This is a genomic window from Carboxydocella sporoproducens DSM 16521, assembly GCF_900167165.1.
In the GTDB taxonomy this organism is placed as follows: Bacteria; Bacillota.
Genome location: NZ_FUXM01000036.1, coordinates 1 through 23,660 on the forward strand (window position 1 = coordinate 1; position 23,660 = coordinate 23,660).

The 23,660-nt window shown below is 53.5% G+C and carries 22 protein-coding genes and 1 pseudogene; 2 read left to right on the top strand and 21 right to left on the bottom strand.

Annotated elements, in window-relative coordinates; translation table 11 throughout:
• The 7 genes and pseudogenes from B5D20_RS10980 to hemW all read right to left on the bottom strand — a co-directional run.
• Positions 1-187: pseudogene (locus B5D20_RS10980) on the bottom strand (IS200/IS605 family accessory protein TnpB-related protein); the annotation flags it as partial.
• A 139-nt stretch (positions 188-326) separates the two neighbouring features.
• Positions 327-1,472 carry a molecular chaperone DnaJ gene (gene dnaJ / locus B5D20_RS10985; protein ID WP_078666279.1) on the bottom strand — a complete coding sequence of 382 codons (1,146 nt, stop codon included), beginning with the start codon at positions 1,470-1,472 and terminating at the stop codon, positions 327-329.
• A 62-nt stretch (positions 1,473-1,534) separates the two neighbouring features.
• A complete protein-coding gene (gene dnaK, locus B5D20_RS10990) occupies positions 1,535-3,331 on the bottom strand; it encodes a molecular chaperone DnaK (RefSeq protein WP_078666280.1) in 1,797 nt (598 codons plus the stop codon).
• A gap of 35 nt (positions 3,332-3,366) precedes the next feature.
• Positions 3,367-3,921, bottom strand: a complete 555-nt coding sequence (gene grpE / locus B5D20_RS10995) for a nucleotide exchange factor GrpE (RefSeq protein WP_242952068.1) — start codon at positions 3,919-3,921, stop codon at positions 3,367-3,369.
• A 6-nt stretch (positions 3,922-3,927) separates the two neighbouring features.
• Entirely contained in the window at positions 3,928-5,496 is a 1,569-nt protein-coding gene (locus tag B5D20_RS11000) for a TCP-1/cpn60 chaperonin family protein (RefSeq protein WP_078666281.1), read from the bottom strand.
• Positions 5,497-5,518: 22 nt separating this feature from the next.
• Entirely contained in the window at positions 5,519-6,553 is a 1,035-nt protein-coding gene (gene hrcA / locus B5D20_RS11005; protein ID WP_078666282.1) for a heat-inducible transcriptional repressor HrcA, read from the bottom strand.
• Positions 6,554-6,655: 102 nt separating this feature from the next.
• Entirely contained in the window at positions 6,656-7,759 is a 1,104-nt protein-coding gene (gene hemW, locus B5D20_RS11010; protein WP_159071820.1) for a radical SAM family heme chaperone HemW, read from the bottom strand.
• Positions 7,760-7,805: 46 nt separating this feature from the next.
• Between hemW and B5D20_RS11015 the strand changes: the two genes are divergently transcribed.
• Positions 7,806-7,994 carry a ferredoxin gene (locus B5D20_RS11015; RefSeq protein ID WP_078666284.1) on the top strand — a complete coding sequence of 63 codons (189 nt, stop codon included), beginning with the start codon at positions 7,806-7,808 and terminating at the stop codon, positions 7,992-7,994.
• 23 nt (positions 7,995-8,017) lie between these two features.
• Here the strand turns inward: B5D20_RS11015 and lepA are convergent, their stop codons facing one another.
• From lepA to B5D20_RS11060, 9 genes are all read right to left on the bottom strand, one after another.
• Positions 8,018-9,820, bottom strand: coding sequence for a translation elongation factor 4 (lepA, locus tag B5D20_RS11020; RefSeq protein WP_078666285.1), 1,803 nt, complete (start codon positions 9,818-9,820; stop codon positions 8,018-8,020).
• A gap of 69 nt (positions 9,821-9,889) precedes the next feature.
• Positions 9,890-10,987 (bottom strand): Ger(x)C family spore germination protein, encoded by a 1,098-nt coding sequence (locus tag B5D20_RS11025; RefSeq protein WP_078666286.1) that lies wholly within the window; start codon positions 10,985-10,987, stop codon positions 9,890-9,892.
• Positions 10,974-12,077, bottom strand: a complete 1,104-nt coding sequence (locus B5D20_RS11030; protein WP_078666287.1) for a GerAB/ArcD/ProY family transporter — start codon at positions 12,075-12,077, stop codon at positions 10,974-10,976. Before B5D20_RS11030 ends, B5D20_RS11025 begins: the two co-directional genes overlap by 14 nt.
• Positions 12,070-13,569, bottom strand: coding sequence for a spore germination protein (locus B5D20_RS11035; protein ID WP_078666288.1), 1,500 nt, complete (start codon positions 13,567-13,569; stop codon positions 12,070-12,072). Before B5D20_RS11035 ends, B5D20_RS11030 begins: the two co-directional genes overlap by 8 nt.
• A 76-nt stretch (positions 13,570-13,645) precedes the next feature.
• Positions 13,646-15,217, bottom strand: coding sequence for a murein biosynthesis integral membrane protein MurJ (murJ, locus tag B5D20_RS11040; protein ID WP_078666289.1), 1,572 nt, complete (start codon positions 15,215-15,217; stop codon positions 13,646-13,648).
• Complete coding sequence (locus B5D20_RS11045; protein ID WP_078666290.1) at positions 15,210-15,434, bottom strand: hypothetical protein; 225 nt, start codon at positions 15,432-15,434, stop codon at positions 15,210-15,212. The genes murJ and B5D20_RS11045 overlap by 8 nt, the downstream gene beginning before the upstream one ends.
• Before the next feature lie 33 nt (positions 15,435-15,467).
• On the bottom strand, positions 15,468-16,358 hold the full coding sequence (locus B5D20_RS11050) for a DMT family transporter (RefSeq protein WP_078666291.1): 891 nt from the start codon (positions 16,356-16,358) through the stop codon (positions 15,468-15,470).
• A gap of 51 nt (positions 16,359-16,409) precedes the next feature.
• Positions 16,410-17,438: a stage II sporulation protein P gene (spoIIP, locus tag B5D20_RS11055; protein WP_078666292.1), complete on the bottom strand. Its 1,029-nt coding sequence runs from the start codon at positions 17,436-17,438 to the stop codon at positions 16,410-16,412.
• A gap of 108 nt (positions 17,439-17,546) precedes the next feature.
• Positions 17,547-17,876, bottom strand: coding sequence for a phage holin family protein (locus B5D20_RS11060; protein ID WP_174182987.1), 330 nt, complete (start codon positions 17,874-17,876; stop codon positions 17,547-17,549).
• A gap of 141 nt (positions 17,877-18,017) precedes the next feature.
• On the opposite strand from B5D20_RS11060, the gene rpsT reads away from it, so the two are divergent.
• On the top strand, positions 18,018-18,284 hold the full coding sequence (gene rpsT, locus B5D20_RS11065; protein WP_078666293.1) for a 30S ribosomal protein S20: 267 nt from the start codon (positions 18,018-18,020) through the stop codon (positions 18,282-18,284).
• A 53-nt stretch (positions 18,285-18,337) separates the two neighbouring features.
• Here the strand turns inward: rpsT and holA are convergent, their stop codons facing one another.
• The 5 genes from holA to B5D20_RS11090 form a co-directional block, all read right to left on the bottom strand.
• Positions 18,338-19,345, bottom strand: coding sequence for a DNA polymerase III subunit delta (gene holA / locus B5D20_RS11070; RefSeq protein ID WP_078666294.1), 1,008 nt, complete (start codon positions 19,343-19,345; stop codon positions 18,338-18,340).
• Entirely contained in the window at positions 19,345-21,585 is a 2,241-nt protein-coding gene (locus tag B5D20_RS11075) for a DNA internalization-related competence protein ComEC/Rec2 (protein WP_078666295.1), read from the bottom strand. Before B5D20_RS11075 ends, holA begins: the two co-directional genes overlap by 1 nt.
• Positions 21,582-22,052: a ComEA family DNA-binding protein gene (locus B5D20_RS11080; protein WP_078666296.1), complete on the bottom strand. Its 471-nt coding sequence runs from the start codon at positions 22,050-22,052 to the stop codon at positions 21,582-21,584. Before B5D20_RS11080 ends, B5D20_RS11075 begins: the two co-directional genes overlap by 4 nt.
• Positions 22,053-22,127: 75 nt before the next feature.
• Positions 22,128-22,745 (bottom strand): nitroreductase family protein, encoded by a 618-nt coding sequence (locus tag B5D20_RS11085; protein WP_078666297.1) that lies wholly within the window; start codon positions 22,743-22,745, stop codon positions 22,128-22,130.
• A gap of 21 nt (positions 22,746-22,766) precedes the next feature.
• Positions 22,767-23,420 (bottom strand): NAD(P)H-dependent oxidoreductase, encoded by a 654-nt coding sequence (locus tag B5D20_RS11090; RefSeq protein WP_078666298.1) that lies wholly within the window; start codon positions 23,418-23,420, stop codon positions 22,767-22,769.
• Positions 23,421-23,660: the final 240 nt, after the last annotated feature.

A 23,660-nucleotide genomic window follows, 5' to 3' on the forward strand; every position in this document is an offset into this window, starting at 1 on the left:
GGGAAGCACCTTCCAGGAGCCGGTTAAAGGCCCACCGCATACAGGCACAGAAGAGACGCATCTCCGTAGTCAGCGGGTCTTCTTCGCCCCGGCTCCACTTCGAAGACCGGTGAGCCGGGTAAATCTCCGGAAAAAACTCCCCGCACACAGTTATGCTAAATTTGTTCTTCTCGTGTTTCTTTGGCATTCCTGATCAGCTCCCCGAAACCCTGCCGGACTTTGCTGCTTCTCCAATGGATAATAGTTCCATACCTTTAATGTAGCAAAACAGTTAAATACAATCAATTATAGTCTAGTTTTCTGAAGCTGCTGCATACCACCATCATTTAGCCCATAAAGGCATCCTTCACTTTATCAAAAAAACTCTTTTCCTGGTGAACTCCTGCCGGCTTCTGTCCCATGGTTTCCGCCAGTTCCTCCAGCAGCTGTTTTTGCCGTTCCGTCAATTTGGTCGGCACTTCCACCTGGATTTCGATGCGCTGGTCACCCCGCCCCCGGCCATGGACATCTACGATGCCTTTGCCGCGCAAGCGAATGACTGTGCCATTCTGGGTGCCGGGACTGATCTTGATTTTCTCCTTCCCTTCCAGGGTGGGTACTTCCACTTCATCTCCCAGCGCTGCTTGCGGGAAGGAAATATTCAATTTCATCACCACATCATTGTGCTCACGGCGAAAAATCTTATGGGGTTTAACCCGTACAATCAAATAGAGATCTCCCGGCGGCCCACCTCTGAGGCCGGCTTCCCCTTCCCCCGCCTTGCGCACCCGGGTGCCGCTATCCACCCCGGCAGGGATGTTGACGGTGATTTTGCGCAATTTCCTTACCCTGCCTTTGCCATGACAGTGTTGACAGGGCTGCTCAATAATTTTACCCTGTCCAGCACAGGTTTGGCAAGGGCGGCTCTGGATAAAGCGGCCAAAAGGCGTATTTTGCACAATCTGCTGCTGTCCCGTACCATTACAGGTGGGACAGGTACGCTGCCCGGTGCCCGGCTTCGCCCCGGTACCATGGCAGATTTCACAGGTTTCGGTGCGGGGAATTTCGATGGTTTTGGTGGTGCCAAAAGCCGCCTCCTCAAAAGTCAGCTCAATTTCCGCACTCAGGTCAGAACCCCGCTGCGGGCCCTGGCGCTTACGGCTACCACCGCCAAAAAACATATCGAAAATATCGCCGAAGATTTCCTCGGCCCCAAAACCACCGAAGCCGCCCTGGAAATCACCAAAGCCCCCCTGGCCGCCAAAGCCCTGGGCCCCGGCATGGCCAAACTGGTCATAGGCAGCCCGCTTTTGGGGGTCAGACAGCACCTCGTAGGCTTCATTGATTTCCTTGAATTTTTCCTCGGCGCTTTTATCTCCAGGGTTGAGGTCCGGGTGATACTTTTTGCTCAATTTGCGGTACGCCTTCTTGATTTCCTCTTCGGTGGCGTTACGGCCAACCCCTAACACCTCATAGTAATCCCGTTTGCTCATCAGCTACCACCTCAAACTTTTTGCGGCAATTAGGAAAAGGGGGAGTCTCCTCCCCCGCCAGTTTACACATCTACCACATTGGGATCCTGACCGTCTTTACTGTCATTCTGAGGCGGCTGCTGCTGGGCCTGCTGCTGGTACATGGCCGCCGTCAGGTCATAGAGGGGTGCGGTCAGGGCTTCGGTCTTGGCCTTGATCTCATCAATATTATTGCCAGCCAGGGCAGTTTTCAGTTCTTCTACCGCCTTTTTCACTGCTTCCACCTTGGCCGGATCCGCCTTATCCCCGAAATCCTTGATGGTTTTTTCCGCCTGATAAACCATGGAATCGGCATTATTACGGATTTCTACCTCTTCCTTGCGCTTGCGGTCTTCTTCCGCATGGGCTTCTGCTTCCTTGACCATGCGCTGGATTTCTTCCTCACTCAAACCGGAAGAGGACTGGATGGTAATGCTCTGGGCCCGCCCGGTCGCCTTGTCTTTGGCGGAAACATGCACAATCCCGTTGGCATCAATGTCAAAAGTAACCTCAATTTGCGGTACACCCCGCGGTGCCGGCGGAATGCCATCCAGGATGAACCGGCCCAGGGTCTTGTTGTAAGCTGCCATTTCCCGCTCACCCTGCAGGACATGGATCTCCACCTGGGTCTGGTTATCCGCCGCAGTGGAGAAAATCTGGCTCTTGGAAGTAGGAATAGTGGTGTTGCGCGGAATAATCCGGGTAAACACTCCACCCAGGGTTTCAATCCCCAGGGAGAGGGGCGTAACATCCAGCAAGACTACATCCTTGACTTCCCCGGACAACACTGCCCCCTGGATGGCAGCACCAATTGCTACGCATTCATCGGGGTTAATACCCTTGTGAGGTTCTTTGCCCAGGAAACGGCGAATAGCTTCCTGAACGGCCGGAATCCGGGTAGAACCGCCTACCAGCAAGACCTTGTCGATATCCTTGGGCTCCAGACCCGCATCTTTCAGAGCCTGCCGGGTGGGACCCATAGTGGCTTCCACCAGATCAGCGGTCATCTCTTCAAACCTGGCCCGGGTCAGAGTCATTTCCAGGTGTTTGGGCCCGTTCTGGTCCGCAGTGATAAAGGGCAAGCTGATAGTGGTCACCGTGGTGCTGGACAGTTCTTTTTTAGCTTTTTCTGCTGCTTCTTTCAATCGCTGCATAGCCATTTTGTCCTGGGACAGATCGATGCCGTTTTCTTTTTTGAATTCGGCCACCAGCCAGTCGATGATGCGCTGGTCGAAATCATCACCACCCAGGCGGTTATTACCGGCAGTAGCCTTGACTTCAAAGACCCCATCCCCCAGTTCCAGGATGGAGACATCGAAGGTACCGCCACCCAGGTCATAAACCAGAATGGTCTGGTCTTCTTCCTTATCCAGACCATAGGCCAGGGCCGCAGCGGTAGGCTCATTGATGATCCGCATTACTTCCAGTCCGGCAATGCGCCCGGCATCCTTGGTAGCCTGGCGCTGGCTGTCGGTAAAGTAAGCCGGTACAGTGATTACCGCCTTGGTCACCGGTTCGCCCAGATAGGCTTCCGCATCAGCTTTCAATTTCTGCAGAATCATAGCACTGATTTCCTGGGGAGTATATTGCTTGCCATCGATGTTTACTTTATAATCTGTGCCCATGTGGCGCTTGATGGAAATCACAGTCCGTTCCGGGTTGGTTACCGCCTGGCGCTTGGCTACCTCGCCCACCAGCCGTTCCCCGGTTTTGGAAAAGCCCACAACAGAAGGAGTGGTTCTGCCCCCTTCCGCATTGGGAATAACCGTCACTTCGCCACCTTCCATTACTGCTACACAGGAGTTGGTTGTACCCAGGTCGATGCCGATAATCTTGCTCATAGCTGTCCTTCACCCTCCTAAAGATTATATGTTGCTCAGTTCCTGACGGCCACTGTGACCATGGCCGGGCGAATTACCTTATCCTTGAGATAATATCCTTTTTGATACACATCCACAATGGTGTTTTCCGGCTGTTCTTCAGTTGGGACCTGCATAACAGCCTGATGCAGGTGAGGATCAAATTCCTGGCCCTGACATTCCATCGGAATCAGCCCCGCTCTGGTCAGGACTTCCATCAACTGGCGGTAAATCATTTCCACCCCTTGCCGTAACTGGCCTTCTTCTCCGGTAGCCGCCAGAGCCCGTTCAAAATTGTCAATAACCGGCAAGAGGGCTGTAATCAGGCCTTCTGCCTCATATTTCAACAGTTCTTCCCGTTCCTGCCGGGCCCGCCGTCGGAAGTTTTCCAGATCAGCCAGGGCCCGCAAGCGGGCATTCTTTTCCTCGGCCAGCTGCTGTTCCAGCTGATTTATTCGCTGTTGCAGCTGTTCCAGCTGACCGGGTTCCTGCGTCTGTTCCTGAGCAGCTCCGGCCCCGGCCGGTTCCTGTTCATTGGCTTCCATTTTTTTATCCTCTTCCATCTGGGTCATGTCTCCCTATTCCTCCATTTCTGGCTCCAGCTTGCTGCTTTTCTCCTCTTTTTTCCGGATGATGGTATCAATCCGCAGAATAGCTTCAGCGACTTCCCCGGCAGCGCGCAAAGCATGCAGTTTCACCAGGGCCGGATCAACCACGCCTAGTTCCCACATATCCACTACCTGACCGCTGTCACAATCTATGGCCAGGGCGTTATTGCCTTTTTCCGCCTGAGCAGCTACCACATCCCCCAGTTTCTCCAGAGAATTGAAGCCGGCATTTTCCACGATTTGGGCCAGGGGCCGTTTGAGGGCAGCCACCACGCAATCAATACCATAGGCAGCCATACCCCGGGTGTTTTCCCGCAGTTTTTCCACCTGGCGAGCAGCAGCCAGCTCAAGGGAACCGCCTCCGGCCACTACCCCGCCACAAACAGCAGCCTGAACGGAGGAAGCGGCATCCTTGGCAATCCGCTCCCGTTCACCGACTACTTCTTCAGTGGCGGCTCCCACCAGCACGGTAGCCATAGGTTTACCAGCACCACCGAGAATCCGCACATGTTCCAGGCGCTCATCAGCCAGCACCCATTTGGCCTGGCCCAGATAGCGAACCAGTTCTTCCGGGGAGCGCTTGAGACCGGTGCGTTTAATGGGTCGGGCTCCTGTATGTTCCGCTGCCTTGCGCAGTTCCTTGTTGGAAACCCGCTGTAACACCATCACTCCGGCGTCAGTCAGAGTTTCTTCCGCCCAGGCCTCTACCCCGCGGTCAACGATAACCAGTCCTACACCCAGATCCACGATTTTGCGCACATTATCCTTGAATTCCTGCTGTAATTCCATATAGCGGTTGAAACCGGCCTCAGTAGCCAGGGCCTCATCTTCCAGCTCCTCCGGTTCCAGGGCATCATCAATGATCAGGACTTTTGCATCCCGCAGGTCCCGGGGCATCTCGTCATTCATAGGTTCCTTGTTGATGATCACCCCGGAAAAGACCTGGTTATCGGCCCCTTCCTCGGCCACAATCGTATCTGCCAGCTTAAAGCCCGGTTCCTTCAATTTCTTGATTCCCACCAGGCGGGCTGCATCCACTACCAGGCGGGCAATATCTTCGTTTTCCCGTCCGGCTATGTAGGCAATGCGATAGAGCAGGGGATCCTTGAGGCTGCGTACAGGGCGGGCCTGTTGTTCGATAAACTCCAGGGCTCCCCTGACTCCTATCCGGATGCCCTCGATCACCCTGGTGACCGGCACCCCCCGTACTACCTGGTTAACCCCTTCTGCAACCAGGGCCCCGGCCATCACAGTGGCAGTGGTAGTACCATCACCGATTTCCGCCTGCTGGGCTTTTGCCACATTGATCAGCAATCGGGCGGCCGGATGATTGGCTTCCATCAGCGTTAAAATGGTGACGCCGTCATTGGTGATGACCACGTCACCGAATTTATCCACCAGCATGGTATCCAGACCTTTAGGACCCAGAGTGCCTTCCACAGCAGCGGCAATGGCCCTGATGGCATTGGCATTGGTCATCAGAGCTGCCAGTTTTTCATCCACCTCGGTGGCCTGGACAGCTTGCTGTTTTAAGCTCATTGCCTTACCTCCTTCAGCCGCTCTAGGTGCGGCGGTAAAAATCGGTCAGCATCTGGGAGAGGTTTTCGGTAATATATTCCACCAGGGCCATCACCCGGGCATACTCCATCCGGGTGGGGCCCAGTACCCCGATGGCTCCCACCACCTGACCATCGACCGTATAGGTAGCAGTGACCATGGAACAATCCCGCATCACCTGAATGGGGTTCTCTGCCCCGATTCGCACCAGCAAGCCTTCATCCTCGGGCTGAACCAGGTGGCGCAGCTGTTCCTCCTGTTCCAGCAGGGACAACAGAGTCTTGATTTTCTCGATATTGCGAAATTCCGGCTGGTTAAGAATATTGAGGATCCCGGCCAGATAGACCTTTTCCTCCCCGCTCAGAAGCTCCTCCTGGCTGAGTAAATCCAGTACCAGTTCCGCCACCGCCCGTTGCCGGGCCAGTTCAGAATAAATCTCCTGCAACAGGGTGCGGCGAATATCGGCTATGGTTTTACCATGGAGCTTGGCATTCAATACCTGGCTAATCTGCCATAAATCCTCGGCTGACAAATTTTCCGGAATCTCGATGAGCCGGTTCTGTACCAGACCGGAAAGGCTGACCATGACCAGCAAGGCCTTGCCTGGTTCTACCGGTACCAGTTGCACATGCTTAATCCCCGTCTTGCCCAGCTGTGGTCCCAGCACTATTGTGGTATAATTGGTCATCTGGGACAGCAGCTGGCCAGTCCGCTGAATCACCTGGGCCACTTCCATCCGTCTGGTTTCAAACCCCTGGCGGATGTATTCCCGGTCTTCATCAGCCAGGCGGTATTTCTCCATCAAAAAGTCCACATAATAGCGATAGCCCAGGTCTGAGGGAATCCGCCCCGCTGAAGTATGAGGCTGTTCGATATAGCCCATTTCTTCCAGGTCGGCCATTTCATTGCGTATAGTAGCCGGGCTCACCCCCAGCTCATACTTTTTGGCAATGGTTCGGGAGCCTACCGGTTCAGCGGTAGCAATATAGTCCTGAATAATCGCCAGTAAAATGCGCTTTTTCCGCTCATCCAATTGCATCCCTCATCACCTTCCGCCAGGCCCGTTGTTAGCACTCTCACCAGACGAGTGCTAAAGGCCACTACTTAAAAAATACCACCTGGGGCAGGGAATGTCAAGGTACTAGATAAACTCTGCCATCACTTCATTGGCAATATACCAGGCCTGCCGCGTGAGTTTAAGCCTGTTTCCCGAAACCTGGACCAGACCCCGCTGCTTCAGAGAAGCTATAACTGCTGACCATTCTGCCTCAATTTCCGGGGTCAGCACCACTCCTTCGGCCAGGCGCAGGCCGAGAATAACCTGTTCAGCCAGGATTTCTTTCTCGCTCAGCCTTTCCACCAGCTGCCCGCTCCAGCCCCGAGCCCGAACTTCTGCTTCCCACTCCTCCAGGCTGGCGGGATTGGCCCAGCGTACATTCCCCCAGCAGGAATGGGCTGCCGGCCCCAGTCCCAGATAAGGCTGGCGGCGCCAGTATTTGAGATTATGCCGGCATTCAAATCCTGGCCGGGCGAAGTTACTCAGTTCATAATTCAGGTAACCTGCTGTCTCCAGTTTTTCCCTGGCCCACCAGTACATTTCCGCCCATTCCTCTTCTTCCGGCAGGGTTATCCTGCCCTCCCTTTCCCAGCGGTCAAAGGGGGTATTTTCTTCCACTTTCAGGGCATAAAGGGAGAGATGGGGCACTTCCAGCGCCAGGGCAGCTGCTACTGTTTCCTGCCAGTCCGCCAGGGATTGTCCCGGCAATCCGTACATCAGGTCGAGATTGAGGTTGGTTAAGCCAGCCCGGCGAACTGCCTGCACCGTGTTCTGGACTTCCTGCCAGGTATGGCAGCGGCCTAAAACCCGTAACAGTCGCTCCTGGGCCGCCTGAGCACCCAGACTCACCCGGTTGATGCCTGCTGCTGCCATTAGCGGCCAGATATCTCTATTTGCCCCGGGGTTTGTCTCCATAGTTATTTCAACGGTATTGATGATATGAAAATTCCCGGCAATAGCCTGCAGAATTTTTTTTATGCCCTCTGGACCCAGCAGCCCCGGAGTACCGCCCCCCAGGAAAATGGTATCCACTTCTCGTTCCGGCACCTGCCGGACAGCCGCTTCCGTTTCCTGGCAAACAAGGTCAAGATAGCGCTCCCTTTCTTCCCCGCTGGCCGGCCGGGAATAAAAATCACAATAATGGCATTTTCGCAAACAAAAGGGAACATGAACATAGACCCCCAGCATATTTTTCCCCCTTTCGGGCAAACTGTAGGCGAAGGAGGTTGAGACCATGAAAGTCAAGGTAGATCCTGATTTGTGCATCAGCTGTGGCGCCTGCGTCAGCACCTGCCCCGATGTCTATGACTGGGATGATGAAGGCAAAGCCAAAGCCATTGTGGATGAGGTGCCAGATGACCTGGAGGATGAGGCCAGGGAAGCTCTGGAAAATTGCCCCACTGATGCCATTGCCGAAGTATAAAGAGGCCGGAAACCCGGCCTCTTTTATTTCTGGTCAATACTGAGCACTGCCATAAAGGCTTCCTGGGGAATTTCCACATTTCCCACCTGCTTCATCCGCTTTTTCCCTTCTTTTTGTTTTTCCAGCAGCTTTTTCTTCCGGGTAATATCCCCGCCATAACACTTGGCCAGTACATTTTTGCGCAAAGCCTTGACCGTCTCCCGGGCAATGACTTTATTGCCGATGGCCGCCTGGATAGGGATTTCAAACTGGTGGCGGGGGATGAGATCCCGCAGTTTTTCCACCATCTGCCGCCCGCGCTGGTAGGCTTTGTCCTTGTGGACAATAAAGGAAAGGGCATCCACCACTTCCCCGTGGATGAGTATATCCAGTTTGACCAGTTTGGATGGCTTGTAGCCAATGAATTCATAATCAAAAGAAGCATAACCCTTGGTCCTGGATTTAAGCTGATCAAAGAAATCATAAACGATTTCCGCCAGGGGCAGTTCATAATGCAACATGACCCGGCTTTCACTCAGGTATTCCATGTTGAGGAAATTGCCCCGCTTTTCCTGAGCCAGATCCATAATTGCCCCGACAAAATTGTTGGGCACCATGATGGTGGCTTTGACATAGGGTTCCTCCAGGTGTTCGATCTGAGTAGGCGGCGGCAATTTGGTAGGGTTATCGATATCGATTACTTCCCCGTTGGTCAGATAAACCCGGTAGACCACACTGGGGGCAGTAGTGATCAAAGTCAGGCCGTATTCCCGCTCCAGGCGCTCCTGGATAATCTCCATGTGTAACAGCCCCAGGAACCCACAGCGAAAACCAAAACCCAGCGCCACCGATGTCTCCGGCTCATAGATTAAGGCCGCATCATTGAGATTGAGCTTTTCCAGAGCATCCCGCAGATCCTCATAATCCCCGCTATCCACTGGATAGAGGCCACAGAAGACCATGGGCGTGGCCTTGCGGTAACCGGGCAAAGGCTCAGCAGCCGGCCGCTCCGCTTCGGTAATAGTATCCCCAACAGTAGTATCTTTCACATTTTTGATACTGGCCGCCAGATAGCCCACCTCACCCACCGACAGCTGCTCTGTCGGCACCGGGAAAGGCCGGAAAGTCCCCACTTCGGTGACTTCAAACTCCTTGCCCGTGGCCATGAAGCGAATCTTCATACCTTTTTTGATGGTGCCCTGCACTACCCGGAAGTAGACGATTACCCCCTTGTAGGGGTCAAAGTGACTGTCAAAAATCAAGGCCTGCAGGGGAGCCTCAGGATCCCCCTTGGGAGCCGGAATTTTGGCTACAATGGCTTCCAGAATCTCTTCCACCCCGATACCGGCTTTGGCTGAAGCCAGGATGGCTTCAGAAGCATCCAGACCGATTACATCTTCAATCTCCTGCCGCACCCGCTCCGGCTCGGCACTGGGCAGGTCGATTTTATTGATTACCGGGATGATTTCCAGATCATGCTCTAAGGCCATATAGACATTGGCCAGAGTCTGGGCCTCAATCCCCTGGGAGGCATCCACCACCAGCAGCGCTCCTTCACAGGCGGCCAGACTTCGGGATACCTCATAGGTAAAGTCCACATGGCCAGGTGTGTCAATCAGGTTGAGGATGTATTCCCTGCCATCCCTGGCCTTATAATTGAGGCGCACAGCCTGCAGCTTGATGGTAATACCCCGTTCCTTTTCCAGTTCCATCAAGTCCAGCACCTGTTCCGTCATTTCCCGTTCACTTAAGGTGCCGGTATATTCCAACAGCCGGTCGGCCAGAGTGGATTTGCCGTGGTCAATATGAGCGATAATGCAGAAATTGCGAATATGGTCATGGACCATGCTGTTCTGTCCTCCTTCAGGGCATCAGTTACCAAAATATTATAGCATTTTCTGCCCTGAGGAGCAATCCTATTTGGTCAATCCAGTGCGGGCAATATCCACCTGAACCTTGACCTGAAACTTTACCCGGGGAAATTCCTGCCTCCAGTCCATTTTTTCCCATTCCCGCGGGAACTCTGCCCGTATCCGCTGGCCCACACCCAGGACATCAGCAGGCACTTTCTGTACAAACCGCAACATATTCATTATTTCCCTCTGAGCTTCCTGACTTAAAAAACTCTGTATTTTCTTGACAGTTTTTTTATCACTTAAATCTAAATCCCAGGGAACTTCCTCCAGGGACGTCCTGGTTTTTAGATTTATTTCCACTTTCCACCCCTCTCCTTTATGCACCTTGAAGTCCCGATCCTCGGCAAAATAACAGACCGAAAGGAAGTCATCAGGTGTTTCCAGTTCATCCTTGCGCCAGCGCATAGTAAGTTTTATTCTGCTGGTATCGCCGTTAACCAGGGAGAGCCAGGCGCTTTCCCGTGGCGGCAGGACTGTTTTGAATTTGTCCTCTATAAACAACGCAGTGCCAGCCAGGCTAACTTCCTTGGCCCCCCGGCGAAAATAGGGCAAAAAGGTATCCTGGCCTTCATCATACATCATGGTGCGCAGGCGCTGCACTGTAACAGGTATCACCTTTCCTTCCCCCTTACCGTGTTTGACCAGGCTGGCCAGGTAAAGGGAAATGCGGGGCTTATCAGGATATTCCTGCATAAAGAGCTCCTGGGCCTTGCCCTCCACTACTCCCACATAGGCAGTAGAAGGATTGCCAGGATCCCGGAAAAACACATCCATGATACCCCGGATACCATTTCGGGCTTGTTCCTCACCGATCAAAATAAATTGGAGTTTACCACCACTGATCGGATTTGGTAACATCCGGTCCAGATTCATGCGAGCCTGGCGGGGAGTATGGGCCAGAGTGGAGACAACCAGTACCTTCTTTTTCGCATCTTCCTCCAGCACTGGAGCCACGGTGGTCATGAGCAACCGTCCCCGTTCATCCCGGTCAATCCCCACACTCAGGGTGATGGTACTTTCTTCCAGGGGTCTGGCATCCCAGCAACCACTGGTGATTAATAGAATCAAGCCCAGAGCCAGGGTTTTAATTCCTTTCATTCCTCATCCCTCCCCTGGGCAGCAAACTGGCCAGCAACCAGCTTAGTCCTGGCAGGAGGATCCCCAGCCCTAAACCGGCATAACCCAGATAATCTCCCAGTTTACTCAATTTATCAGCATCAGGTAAAAATATGTCGACAACCCCTGCCAGCAGGACCAGAAGCAAAGTTAGATAACGATGATCCTTACGCTTCAGCAAATGCGCTGTTCCTAAACCGGCACCATAAAACATCCCAATCACAGTCAAAAGGACTACCGGCACCCAAAGAGCTAAAATCACATATTCCATCCGCTCAATAAAAGAAAACTGAATCACCTTGAGTAGGCCTAGAGTCGGCCAGCGCCAGCTTTCAATCTCCTCCGGGCTATAAAAAGCAAAAGCAATTACTGTTACTGCCATGTAGAGAATAGTAACCAGGCCATTGGCAGCCAGGGCCCAGAAGAGCAAGCGCCGCCGTGGACTGGTATAGGGATAGGCCAGCCAGTAAAACTCAAACCCCAGCATAGCCAGAGCTGCTTTAAAACTCCCCAGCAGGATGGCTTTCAGGCCTGCCGTACCGATGGGTTTGAGATAATACCAGTGAGCCTCCCGCAGAGGGAAATAAAGAAGGATCACAATCCAGGCACTGATGAGAAACAGCATTTCCGCAAAACGTCCCAGTACAGTCAACCCATTGAATACCAGGTAAAAAACTGGTAACATCAAAAGGATAATCAGGACCCAGCGCGGTGTCAGGGGCAGCATCCAGATTTGCAGGATTTCCAAATATATACGGAAAATTACCGCCCCTGTAGCCCAGAAATAGATAATAAACAATCCAGTCCAGAATTTACCCAGATATTTCCCCCAAACGCTGTCCAGAATATCATAAAGGGCCTGTCCGGGAAAGCGGCGGCAAACCAGATGGATAAACACCAGTCCCAGGGCAGCCATTAAACCCGCAATAAAGGCGGAAATCCAGCCATCCTGGCGGGCAACCTTGTGCAAACCAGCTGGCAAGGAAAGTATACCCACCCCGATCTGGATCCCGGAAATAAGGAAAAACAGCTGTTGTCGGGTAAGTTTGCCTGCTGGTGCCGTTTTACTCATGCTTTTTCTCCCCCTTTCCCGTCTGCTGTCTGGTCCGGTTCAAGGGATGACCGATGGTAGGCCGCTGATTCAGAAACCAGCTAGGCGCGCGAATAGCTGAATCCAGCCAGTCCTTAAGGCGCAAGGGGCTGATACCCAGGGCATAAGGAGTACCTACCGACTCCAGAATAGCCAGATGGGCCAGCAACATGGTCAAACCCACTGCAATCCCCACCAGCCCAAAGGCTGAGGCCAGAAACATAAGGGGGAAACGCAAAAGCCGTACCGAAAAGCCCACATCATAGGTAGGCACCACAAAAGATGCAATGGCTGTCACCGCTACTACAATTACCATAACATTGGAGACCAGGCCAGCCTGCACGGCCGCCTGGCCCACCACCAGACCGCCCACGATACCGATAGTTTGTCCGATAGGGCTGGGCAGGCGAATCCCCGCTTCCCGCAACAGCTCAATGGTTATTTCCATCAGCATTGCCTCAACTATGGGCGGAAAAGGCACCCGGGAACGGCTTTCCGCCAGAGGTATCAATAAGCGCAGAGGTATCATCTCATAATTGAAAGAAATCAAGGCAATATAAATTGCCGGCAGAGTCAGAGCCACTATGAACCCGCCCAGCCTCATCAGGCGCACAAAAGTGGCCATTAGCCAGCGGGAACCGTAATCCTCCGGACTCTGGTAAAACTGGCTGAAAACCGACGGGGCAATCAGCACCTGGGGGCTACCATCCACCACCAAAACCACCCGGCCCTCCAGTAAATTGGCCACTGCTTTGTCCGGTCGCTCGGTGGACTGAATCTGGGGAAAAGGAGAATAGGGATTATCTTCGATCAGTTGTTCCAGTTGGCCACTGCTTTGCAAAGCATCCAGATCCAGCTGTTCGATCCGTTTCTCCAGCTCCTCGATTACCTGGGGATTGGCGATACCATCCAGGTAAAGCAAAGCCACATCAGTCTTGCTATATCTCCCCACCTGATAACGTTTGGCTTTGAGCCGGGTGGTTTTCAGCCGCCGCCGAATTTGGGACAGGTTAGTGACCAGGGTTTCCGTAAAGCCATCATGAGGACCACGAATAACCGGCTCCGAGGAGGGTTCCGTTATGCCCCGTTTTTCCCAGCCCCGGGTATTAATGGCATAAATCAGGTCCAGCCCATCCAGCAACAAGAGGGTATCCCCGCGCAACAGGGACTGTACCCCCTCCTCTATGTTTCCCAGTTCCTTGATTTGCCCTACCGATAACAACAAAGATTCTGTTGCCTGCCAGTCCACGCTCTCCGTCTGCCGCCCCCAGATCAGCAAAGGCCGCAGAATATCGGCATGGACCATGGTGCGATCAACAATGCCTTTCAAGAAAACAATGGCGCCTTCCTGTTCCAGGCTTTTGCCAATGCGAAAATAGCGAATAGTAAAATCAGGGGCCTGTTGAAACCGTCCCTGCAGGTACTGAACCCGTGCTTTCAGCGAATTGCTCTTTTTACCCCCGAACCAGCGCATACTCTCACCTCGTTCAGCCAAACTCTGCCTGCTGAGGTTAGTATTTCTCCGAGGTGAAAAAAAATACAGGCAAGAGCTAAGCCGCTCGTTGCCTGTTCAAACGCCGCACCACCAGCTGGCGCACCTGTTCCGCTTCCTGCATTTTGAAGAGGCGAGCCAGCAACCAGTACAGGGCAGCTCCACTTGTCACAGTGAGCAGTACTTCCAGCAACTGCCCTCCCTTCTGGCTGACCGGGACCACCTGCACCAGCCCCTGGTCCAGGAAATAAACCGCTATCCCCATCACCAGAGCAGCTGTACTGCCCTTGCCCCAGGAACGCACCAGCTGGGACAGTCCGAGAGGCCCGGTCTTGCGCCGCAAAAGATAAAGCAAAGCCAGGAAATTGATAATACCGGTAACCGAATAACCAAAAGCCAGCCCGGGCGCTGCAAAGCGCTCCACCATAGATACATTCAGTAGATAGTTGATTAAGATTGTTACCACTGCCACACTTACAGGAGTAGTGGTATCCTGCAAAGCATAAAAAGCCCGGGTTACCACCAGCACCGCTCCCTGGGCAAAAAGGCCGAGACAATACCAGAACAGGGCCAGGGCTGTCAGCCGGGTATCAGCAGCAGAAAACTTGCCCTGCTGAAACAGCAGGCGCACAATGGGTTCTGCTAATGCCATCAGACCTGCGGCTGCCGGCAGGGTAATGAAAAAAACCGAACGCAGGCCATCCAGCAGAGTGTTTTTGAATTCCGACATTTTGCCCACAGCCGCCAGTGAGGTAAGGGTGGGAAAAACCGCAGCCCCAATCGCAAAGGCAAAAACCCCCAGAGGTACCGCCATCAGGCGGTTGGCTACCCGTAGGGCTGTGATACTGCCTGCATCCAGTCCGGAAGCCAGATTCTGATTGATAATCAGATTGATCTGATTGGCCGCCAGCCCCAGTAAAGCCGGTAACATCAGCCACAGCATTTTTTGCAGGCCAGGGTGCCGGAGCTCCAGTACCGGCCGGTAACGAAAGCCTATTTTTTTCACCCGGGGCAACTGCCAGAGGAAATTGGCCATTACTCCCAGCAAGACCCCCACCGGAAAGGCTGCAATCCCCAGCCAGGGGGCGAGAAACCAACCAGCCAGGATGATGGCCACATTATACCAGAGTGCCCCTACCGCCGGAGCGGTAAAATGCTTGTAGGAATTGAGAATGCCCATCATCAGCCCGTTAAGGGCGGTAAATAGCACCGAAGGCAACATAATGCGGGTCAGATAAATGGTTATTTCCCTGGTCTCAGCAGGAAACTTGTAAGCTACCAGGGGCATCAGAGCGGGGGTAAATATCATGGCCAGCACTGTCCCCAGACTGAGAAGCAGCATAACCAGATTGATAGCTGTAGAGGCAACAGTAAAGGCCTCTTTCTCTTCCCCCCGGGCCAGGTAGGAGGAAAAAACCGGAATAAAGGCAGCGCTCAGGGCGCCACCCACCAGCAAGTTATATAGCAAATCGGGTATGGTAAAAGCCGCCAGATAAGCATCAGTTAAATGGCTGCTGCCAAAGCGGGCAGTAAGCACCTGATCCCTTACCAGTCCCAGGATGCGGCTTAATATCATGGTCACCATTAAAATACCGGCCGCCCGGGCCACTCCACCGCTTTTGCTACTCATGTCCGTCTTCCTTTCGCCAGTATTTCAGCAAAGCCCTGCGGGCCGCCAGTTCCACGGTCAGTCGCTTTTCCACCTTTTTGAAGCTTCGCTCCAGCCCCTGTACCGTTCGTTGCCAGGGGTCAGCAGGCGGCTTCACCCAGTGGACAAATACAGAGTAGGCTGTTGCCACTCCCCAGAAAGTCACCGTCAGTGCCAGTACCAGCACCAGTTTTTGCACAGGGGTCCATCCTTTCAACCAGGCTTTTACTTTTTAGTGTGCCCGGCCAGGCTGGACTTTAGCCATGGAGGTCAGATAAACCCCACCCAGCACCAGGGCTGCTCCCAGCAGCTGTACCCAGGTCAACTTTTCCCCCTGCAGGGCTGACATCAGCATCACTGAAATGGGCACCAGATTGATGAAAATGGCAGCCCGGGATGCCCCGATAGCCTGCACTCCCTGGTACCACCAGACAAACCCCAGCACAGAAGCAAAAATTGCCAAAAAGATAATGGCCAGCCAGGGCTGGGCCTGTCCCAGCCAGCTCCATCCCTGTTGCCCCCCCTGCCAGAGGGCAAAAGGCAAGAGTAATAAGGCCCCGAACGTACAGGCAAAAGCCGTGGCCGCCAGGGGAGTAAAGTTGTTCATGACCTCTTTGCCTTTGATGGAATAAAGGGCCCAGCACAAAGTAGCGCCCACCAGCAGAATATCGCCAAAATTAAAGCGCAAATTGGCCAGCAGCTCCAGATCTCCCCGGCAGATGACCAGAGTAACCCCGGTAAAGGACAGCAGAATCCCCAGCCAGCGCCGTGGACCCAGTCTTTCACCATGCCAGAAGCGATTGATTAAAGCCGTAACTCCGGGATTGGCCGCCACAATCAGGGAACCATTGACAGGAGAAGTATGTTTGAGAGCCTCAAAAAATAGCATATTATAGCCAAACACCCCGGTTAGACCTAAAAAGAAAAGACCAGAGAAATTTTCTTTCTTCCGCCAGTCCGGCCAACCCTCCCGACGCCTCAGTAGCAACAAAAGTAAAATACCAGCTATCAGAAAACGTAAAAAAGCCACGACAAAAGGGGGTGTCGTCTTTACTGCCACTTTTCCAGCAATAAAGGCCCCACCCCAGAAAAAAGCTGTCAATACCAGTAATAAATATTGCACCTGTCCCCATCCCCTATCTCTCTATACTTAACAACGATTATACTCCTGATTTTATTTCTTGACAACATCTGCTACCATTTTAGCCAGCAGGCGGGCAGTGTATTCTGCCTCAGCTGTAGAATTGCTTGTACTCCCAATTTCAATCAAAACAGCCCGGGGATGGAGATGCTGGTTATAGCGGCCTGGTTTAGTCATCACCTTTCGCACCAGGCCTGGATATTGTTGCTCAATCTGCTTTGCCAGCTGCTGGGCAAAAGCCAGGTTTTTTTGCCAGCTGGGGTGATTGCCCCTGCTGTTGGTGCCCACCACCAGCATAATCCGGGCGGCCTCCCGGCCCTGGATTTTTACCACACTGTTCTCCCGGGGCACTTCTGCATCCCGGTGAATATCGATAAGAAGCTGCAAGTCCGGATACTTTTCCAGCATCTGCCGGGCCGTCACAGCCGAATTGGCATAGGGATTATGCAGAAGCCAGTTTTCATCATGAATAGCCTGGCTCTGCACTACGCCAATGCCATAGCGGCTGCTCAGCTCTTCCGCCAGGGCGGAAGCAGCGGCAAAAACCCCGCCTTTTTCCCCGGGTACCTTGTCGGTTTTATCAGTAAGGCGATAGGTTTCGGAAGTATGGGTATTATAAATCCCAACCAGAGGAACCTTCTGTCCCGCTGGCAACCAGAGGCGAAACTGACCTAAACCCGGCACCTGTTCCGGTTTGACCTCTTCATGCGGATCAGCCTGGGGCTGATAGACACTATCCACCACCCTATCGGTCCGGGCCACTGGTTTATCACTGTCATTCCATTCCTCCTCTTCGGCCATCACTCGCAAGAAGGGAATCCCCTGGGCCAGATATACCTGGGGTTTGCCTACCGGCAGCCATTCCGGGCTTGTCCACATCATTTCCGTTCCCAGCAAAGGCAATTCCCGCTGTAACATCTGACGGGCATCCATTTTGGGCGCTATTTGCCCCACCTTATCTACCGCCTCCACCTGGGCCCGGGTGGGAATATTCCACCAGGCCGCCAGCAAAGTAGTCAAACCCAGGGCTAACCAGCCCGCTGTCCTGCCTTTGAACCGCATTTTGTCCACCTCCTGCCTGCAGAATATATCTATGCAGGCCTTCAGGCAAATAGAACAAAAAAACTGCCGGCACTTTTGCCGACAGTCCTTTTATTTTAACTTTTCCTGTTAGCGAATCATGGTCGGTACCACTGCATCGATCAAACCGATGACAAAAGCGGCAATCAATGCTCCCAGAATGGAAGCGCTGATCTGGGCCGGAACGATAAACTGGGCCAGATAGATAACCACCGCTGCGGTAATAAAGCCGACCAGACCCCGGCTACGCGGTGAGACTTTGTCTCCCAGTACCAGCTCAGCCACATAACCCAGAATCGCAATAACCGCTGCTGCTATCAGGGCGCCGACGAAACCGGCAACCTTAAAGCCGGGTACCAGGAAACTGACAACCATAAGTACTATGGCAGAGACTATAAAACGCACAATCGCTCCCAGCATTATTTTCACCCCCTTGTTTTTACGTTCAACGTTAGGATACCCAATTGACCATATCCTATTCTTAATTTATACTCTTGCTTTTTTGGGTTACTCATGTTAAAATTACTTTTGTTGACTGCAACCCCGAAGGAGGTGAAATCTGTGGCCAACATCAAGTCCGCAGCCAAAAGAGCTATCAAAGCCAGAAAGCGTGCTCTGCGCAATGCTGCCATCAAATCCACCGTAAAAACTGCCATCCGGCGTTTCCATGAAGCTCTGGCCACCACTGATGTGGATACCGCCAAAGCTGCTTTAGTTAAGGCTTGCCGCCTGTTGGACAAGGCAGTTACCAAAGGTGTTCTACATAAGAACGCCGCTGCTCGGCGCAAATCCCGTTTAACCAGGAAATTCAATCAAATCGCCGGCTAATTTGTCGACAGATTAGTCATTAAAAAAACAGCAGGCTCACAGTCCTGCTGTTTTTATTTTTTTCCGCACAACCGTAAAATTGTCAGCTCCAGCACCAGCTGCTGGTCCTGGCGACTGGTTTTGAGGGCCAGATCTGCCTCCAGCAGTATGTCCCAGATGGTATAGAAATCCCCCTCAGAAAACCGGCGGCTCTGGCGCAGTAATTTGGGAACAGCAAAAGGGGGGGCATTGATCTGGGCAGCTATTTGCTTATCCCCGTAGCCCCGTGCTGCCAGCAAACTGGCCTGCCAGAGCAAGCGAAACTGGCGGGTAAGCATATACAGGATGCGTGCCGGTGGTTCCCCGTGAAAAAGAAGTTCTTTCAACAGCGGTAAGGCTGCGGTAAAGCGCCCTTCAGCCACCGCATCCATCAGCTGAAAGATGGTTGCTTCTGGACTAGGGGCCACCAGCTCCTGAATCTGGTCCTTGTTCAGCATCTCCCCCTGGGCATACAGGGCCAGTTTTTGCAGCTCCTGGTGGAGCAAAGGCAGGTTACTACCTGCCATCAGGGCCAGCTCCCGGATCGCCTCCTCTTCCAGTCTCAAGCCCAGCTGCCTGGCCTGGTTGCGGATAAACTCCAGCAATTCACTGCCTTTGGGTTGGGTACACTGCACCACCTGGGCTGCTTTTTCCAGGGCCTTCACCGCTTTCCGCCCTTTATCCGGCTTGCCTTCCTGGACCAGCACCAGGGTCGTGGCCGGGTTGGGATCAGACAGGTAGCTCAAAAAGACTTCTTCCCCCTGCCCGCCTTCTCCCGCGAGCAGGGCCTGCCAGTTTTCCACGATTACTACCCGCCGTTCAGCCAGAAAGGGAATGGTGCGGGCGCTGTTTACCAGCTGCTCCCAGGAAGTGTTCTTCCCATCCAGTACCTGTAAATTAAAATCCCGCAGCGCGGGAGCCAGCAACTCCCGAAAAGCCCGTACCAGCTCCCGAATCTGCCAGGTTTCCTCACCATAGATAAAATAAAGGGGACTGACTACCCCTCTTTTGATGCTCTGTAAAACTCCGTCTGCTGCCAGCATTAAGGTTCCTCCTGCCTGAAAAAGCTAATCTGCGGATCCTCTCCCTCCGGCCAACTAAGGCTTACCGCTCCCTGGCGGTCAGTGCGCAATACGGCTATCCCCTGCCTTTGCAGCCTGAGCAGGGTTTCCTGATGGGGGTGACCATAGCGATTAGGGCCTACAGGAATCACCGCCAGCCGGGGTTGCCAGCGCTGCAGCCAGTAGCCACTAGCCCCATCCCGGCTGCCATGATGGGGCATAGTTACTGCCAGCAGGTCCTGGGGCCGGTAGGCACTGGCCAGCTGGTCCAGCCCCTGACGATCGGCATCTCCGGTAAACAAGAGGGAGTAATTATCCTTTTTCAATTCTATCACAAGGGAGCGCTGATTCCAATCCTCTCCTGCTGTTCTGGCCATTAATACCCTGAGGCGCATACCAGGGGCCAGCTGTCTGTCTTCCCCCTGCTGCCAGGTGAGTAGTCGGGTTCCCTCCCTCTGCCAGCTCTGCCCCAGGGCAGCCAGCGCCGGTTCCTGCCAGGCTCCCGGCCCCGCTGCCAGCCAGTCGATGCTCACCTTCCCCATAAGCTCCTCCAGACCCCCATAATGGTCAGCATGAGGGTGGGTAATGATGACTCCCCGCAGATGATCAATTCCCGCCTGGGCCAGATAGGCCCCTACTACCCGCTTGCCGGCTGGGCCGGCATCCAGCAAATAGGTTTCCCCGGTCCGGGTAGTGATTACCGCAGCAAACCCTTCCCCTACAGCCAGCCAGGTAACCTGCAAAGCCGGTTGGGACCAGCGCCAGTAAAGGCTAAAACAGCCTATTACCAGCCCTACCGCCAGTCCGTAGCGCCAGCGACCAGGCAATAGCCGCCAGGCCCAACCCCGCAGCCAGAGGCCACTGCTGCCCGCCCAGCCGCCCCGTAAAAACCAGGCCAGCACCAGCAAAAACAGGACGGTAGCAGCCGCCGACCAGCCCCGAAAAGCCAACCGGGCCCCTGGCAACTGCTGGATCAGGTCAGCAGCTGCAAGCAACAGCAGGGCCGGCAACGCTGCTGCCGGATAAAGGGCCTGTCCCCAGAGGGGCCAGAACCAGCCCAGACTCCCGGCCAGAAACCCCAGCCAGAGAGCCAGAGTAGCCACCGGGGTTAGCAGCAGATTGGCCAGCAGGGACCAGGGATTAAAGTAGTGGAAGTGGTAAATCAGTGCTGGTAAAGTGAAGGCCTGTACCAGCAGGGGCAAAGACAGCCAGGCCCAGCGCCCCCTCAACTGCCGCCCAGGCACCAGCAAGGCCCAGGTGGCAAGAAAGGTCAGCTGGTAACCAGCTTCCGTAATCAGCAAGGGCTGGGTAAAGGAAGTCAGAAACAGGGCCAGGGCTAATCCGGCTTCATCATCTTTGCCCTGCCCTAGCTCCCGGCCCAGCATGGCCAGAGCCAGCATAATCAGCGCCCTGAGTACAGGTGGCTCAAAACCGGAAAGAGCGCCATAAAAAAGGGCCAGGGTCAGAGCTGCCCCCAGCCGCCACCAGGGCGAGCCCCCCAGCCGGCGGCTCCAGAGCCAGACCGGCACCGCCAGCAGGGAGACATGGAAGCCGGAAACAGAAAGGAGATGGGCCAGCCCCGCCCGGTTCAGTCCATCTCTGGTCTCTGACTCCAGGTACTGCTCCTGACCCCAGACCATGGCTGCCAGCAAGGTGCCACTGCGGCCCGGCGCATTGTTTAGTGCCTGCTGGCTGATTTGTCCCCTCAGCCCTGCCAGAGCCAGGCGCCAACTGCTGCCTGGCCCCAGGTCACTCACCCTGTCCGCCTTGATTTGCCAGCTGATCTTCCGGTGCCAGAGATAGCGCCGGTAATCGAACTGGCCGGGATTGAGGGCCAGGGGCGGCTGTTCCGCCTTACCACTAACCCGGGCCCGGCGCCCTGCCCCGATCTCCGTCCCGGTATAGACCAGCACTTTGCCAGCATCAGTACGCAGGATGCCTTTCCAGCCATAAGCTGTCGGACTGGTTTCCAGCCATTCCCCTTCCACAGTCACCTTTTGCCCCTCCTGCCAGGGCAAGCGAGGAAAGGAATATTGCCAGAGAGCCAGCACCAGCCCCGCCAGCACTATCCCTGCCCCGATGGGCAGTAGAATCTTCCGGGGCCGCCAGCTAAAAAGGGCCAGCAGGGCCAACAGGCAAGCAAACCAGAACAGCCATCCCCCCTGTTCCCAGCTGAGCAGCACCAGAGCGTAGCTGAGGGCAGTTCCAACCAGGGGATTCATATCCTGACCCGGGGCCGGAGTTCCACCATCTTTTTCGGCCCGATGCCCGGCACAGCCAGTAACTGCTCTTTATCAGTAAAAAGACCATGCTGATTGCGATATTCCACTATTCGCCGGGCCAGGGCCGGACCGATACCAGGCAGATTCTCCAGTTCCTCAGCGGTAGCCTGATTAATGTTCACCACCTGCTGCGTTTGCTGGTTATTTTTAATTTTTGTTCTGGTCTGTACCTTTTTCGGCGCCTCCTTTTTTACCTCCGTCAGGGATTGCTCTTGCTTTTCTTCCTCCACCCGGGGCTGAGCTGCGGGCACCAGGCTGGCATCAACCGGCAGTTTAACCTGGTTCAAGAGCTTGTCCGCCTTTAGCACCATGGCTGCCGGCTCTTTTTCCACCAGCCGCCCGGTTTGCCAGCCCAGTAAAAAGCAGGCCAAACCGGCACAGAGACCAATGATGACTTTCCTGACCAATTTTCTCACCTCTCTCCCATTGTAAAAAAGAAAAGCCCCCGGGAACAAGGGGGCTTTTTTGGGAGATTTTGTCGTTTATTTGTACCAGAGGACGCGATCCGGTTTGCGGGGTGGTACCGGTGGTTGCTGATCCGGCCAGCCCAGAGTTACGGCAGCCACCAGTTCCTTATCCTTGATACCCAGCAAGGCGTTGATTTCCTCCTGCACGAACAGAGGCCCATTGAGCCAGCAGGAACCCAGCCCTTCGGCATGAGCCAGCAGCAACAGGTTCTGAATCAGGGCTGAAGCGCTCTGGACCGCGCCCATGCGATCATGTTCGGCAGCATGGCGCTCATTAAGATTCATGTCAGGCGAAATCTTTATCTGTTCCCTGGGTACATAGACCAGCACGATGGCCTGGGCATTGCCGCCAGTGCGAAAGAACTGCATAGTCAGATTGACCATTTTGGGGGGGAAGAGCTGTTCCAGCCGTTCCCGTAAATATTCTCCCCCTTCGCCAAACAGGCGAATCAGCTCCTGTTTTTTCTCGCCGGTTACCACTACCACCAGCCAGTCCTGTTTGTTCATCCCCGAGGGGGCCCAGAGGGCCCCGGCAATGATCCGCTCCAGCGTCTCCTGAGGAATAGGGTCGGGCTTGTAAAGCCGGATACTGCGCCGGCTGCGCATCAGTTCATAAATCTGTTCTTTCTCCATTGCTTACCTCCTGTGTTCTTATTACGCTTTTATTAAAACTTTTTCCCCTAGTTTGCGCCCAAGACTTCTGGCCTTTTCCAGTAAATCTTTGTCTTCCTTAGCTTGAAAGAACATTTCAGGTCGAATTCTGTTGCTTCCGTAGAAAAGGGGAACATTACTGTATAAACAGTCTTCCCCGTAGCCGCAGAAAAGACAGGGAGCATTACCAGATATTTGAATATCTCCAACCAAATCCATTTGATACCATTTAAAAAAGGAATTAATATATTCTTTGACTTTGGCAGCATCTCGAAAGCCTCCAGCTACGGTGACTCCATATTTTCCATGAGTTAACATTCTTCTATGCTTAAGTGGATACCATCGCTCAAGAAAAGTTTTGGTTAAAGCATTCAAACTGAAAAATGTAGGAAACCCCCCAATAACAATACCTTGCGCTTCTATAATTTTTTCCAGAAATTTATTCATTTCGTCATCTTGCACACACCTGTTTGTGGAAACACATTTAAAACATCCCAGACATGGCCTTATGTTATGATGAGAGATTTTTATGAATTCAGTTTTATGTCCTGTTGCCTGGAGAATTTCACGTATAACAAAGTCAAGATTACTGTTAGGTATGCTTTTTGCGATGTACCCTTTTTCAGAATGAAAATTGCTAAAAATATTATAAATAATTTTTTTTAAACATTATCATTCAGTTCTTTAGCAAGGATAATGGTATCTCTCTTTTTTTAAATCCTAAAAAAGGGCGCACTAATCCCACTAGCCCTAAAATGACTTCTTAATCATCCGGCCTGTAACTTTTTGCCCATATTAGAGATGCTTTTCTTCTCCTTTTTAAGCTACCAGGCTCCGCATCTTCTCTGCCTGATTTTCCCGAATTCGCCCTATCGCCATTGCTAGCATAACACATAG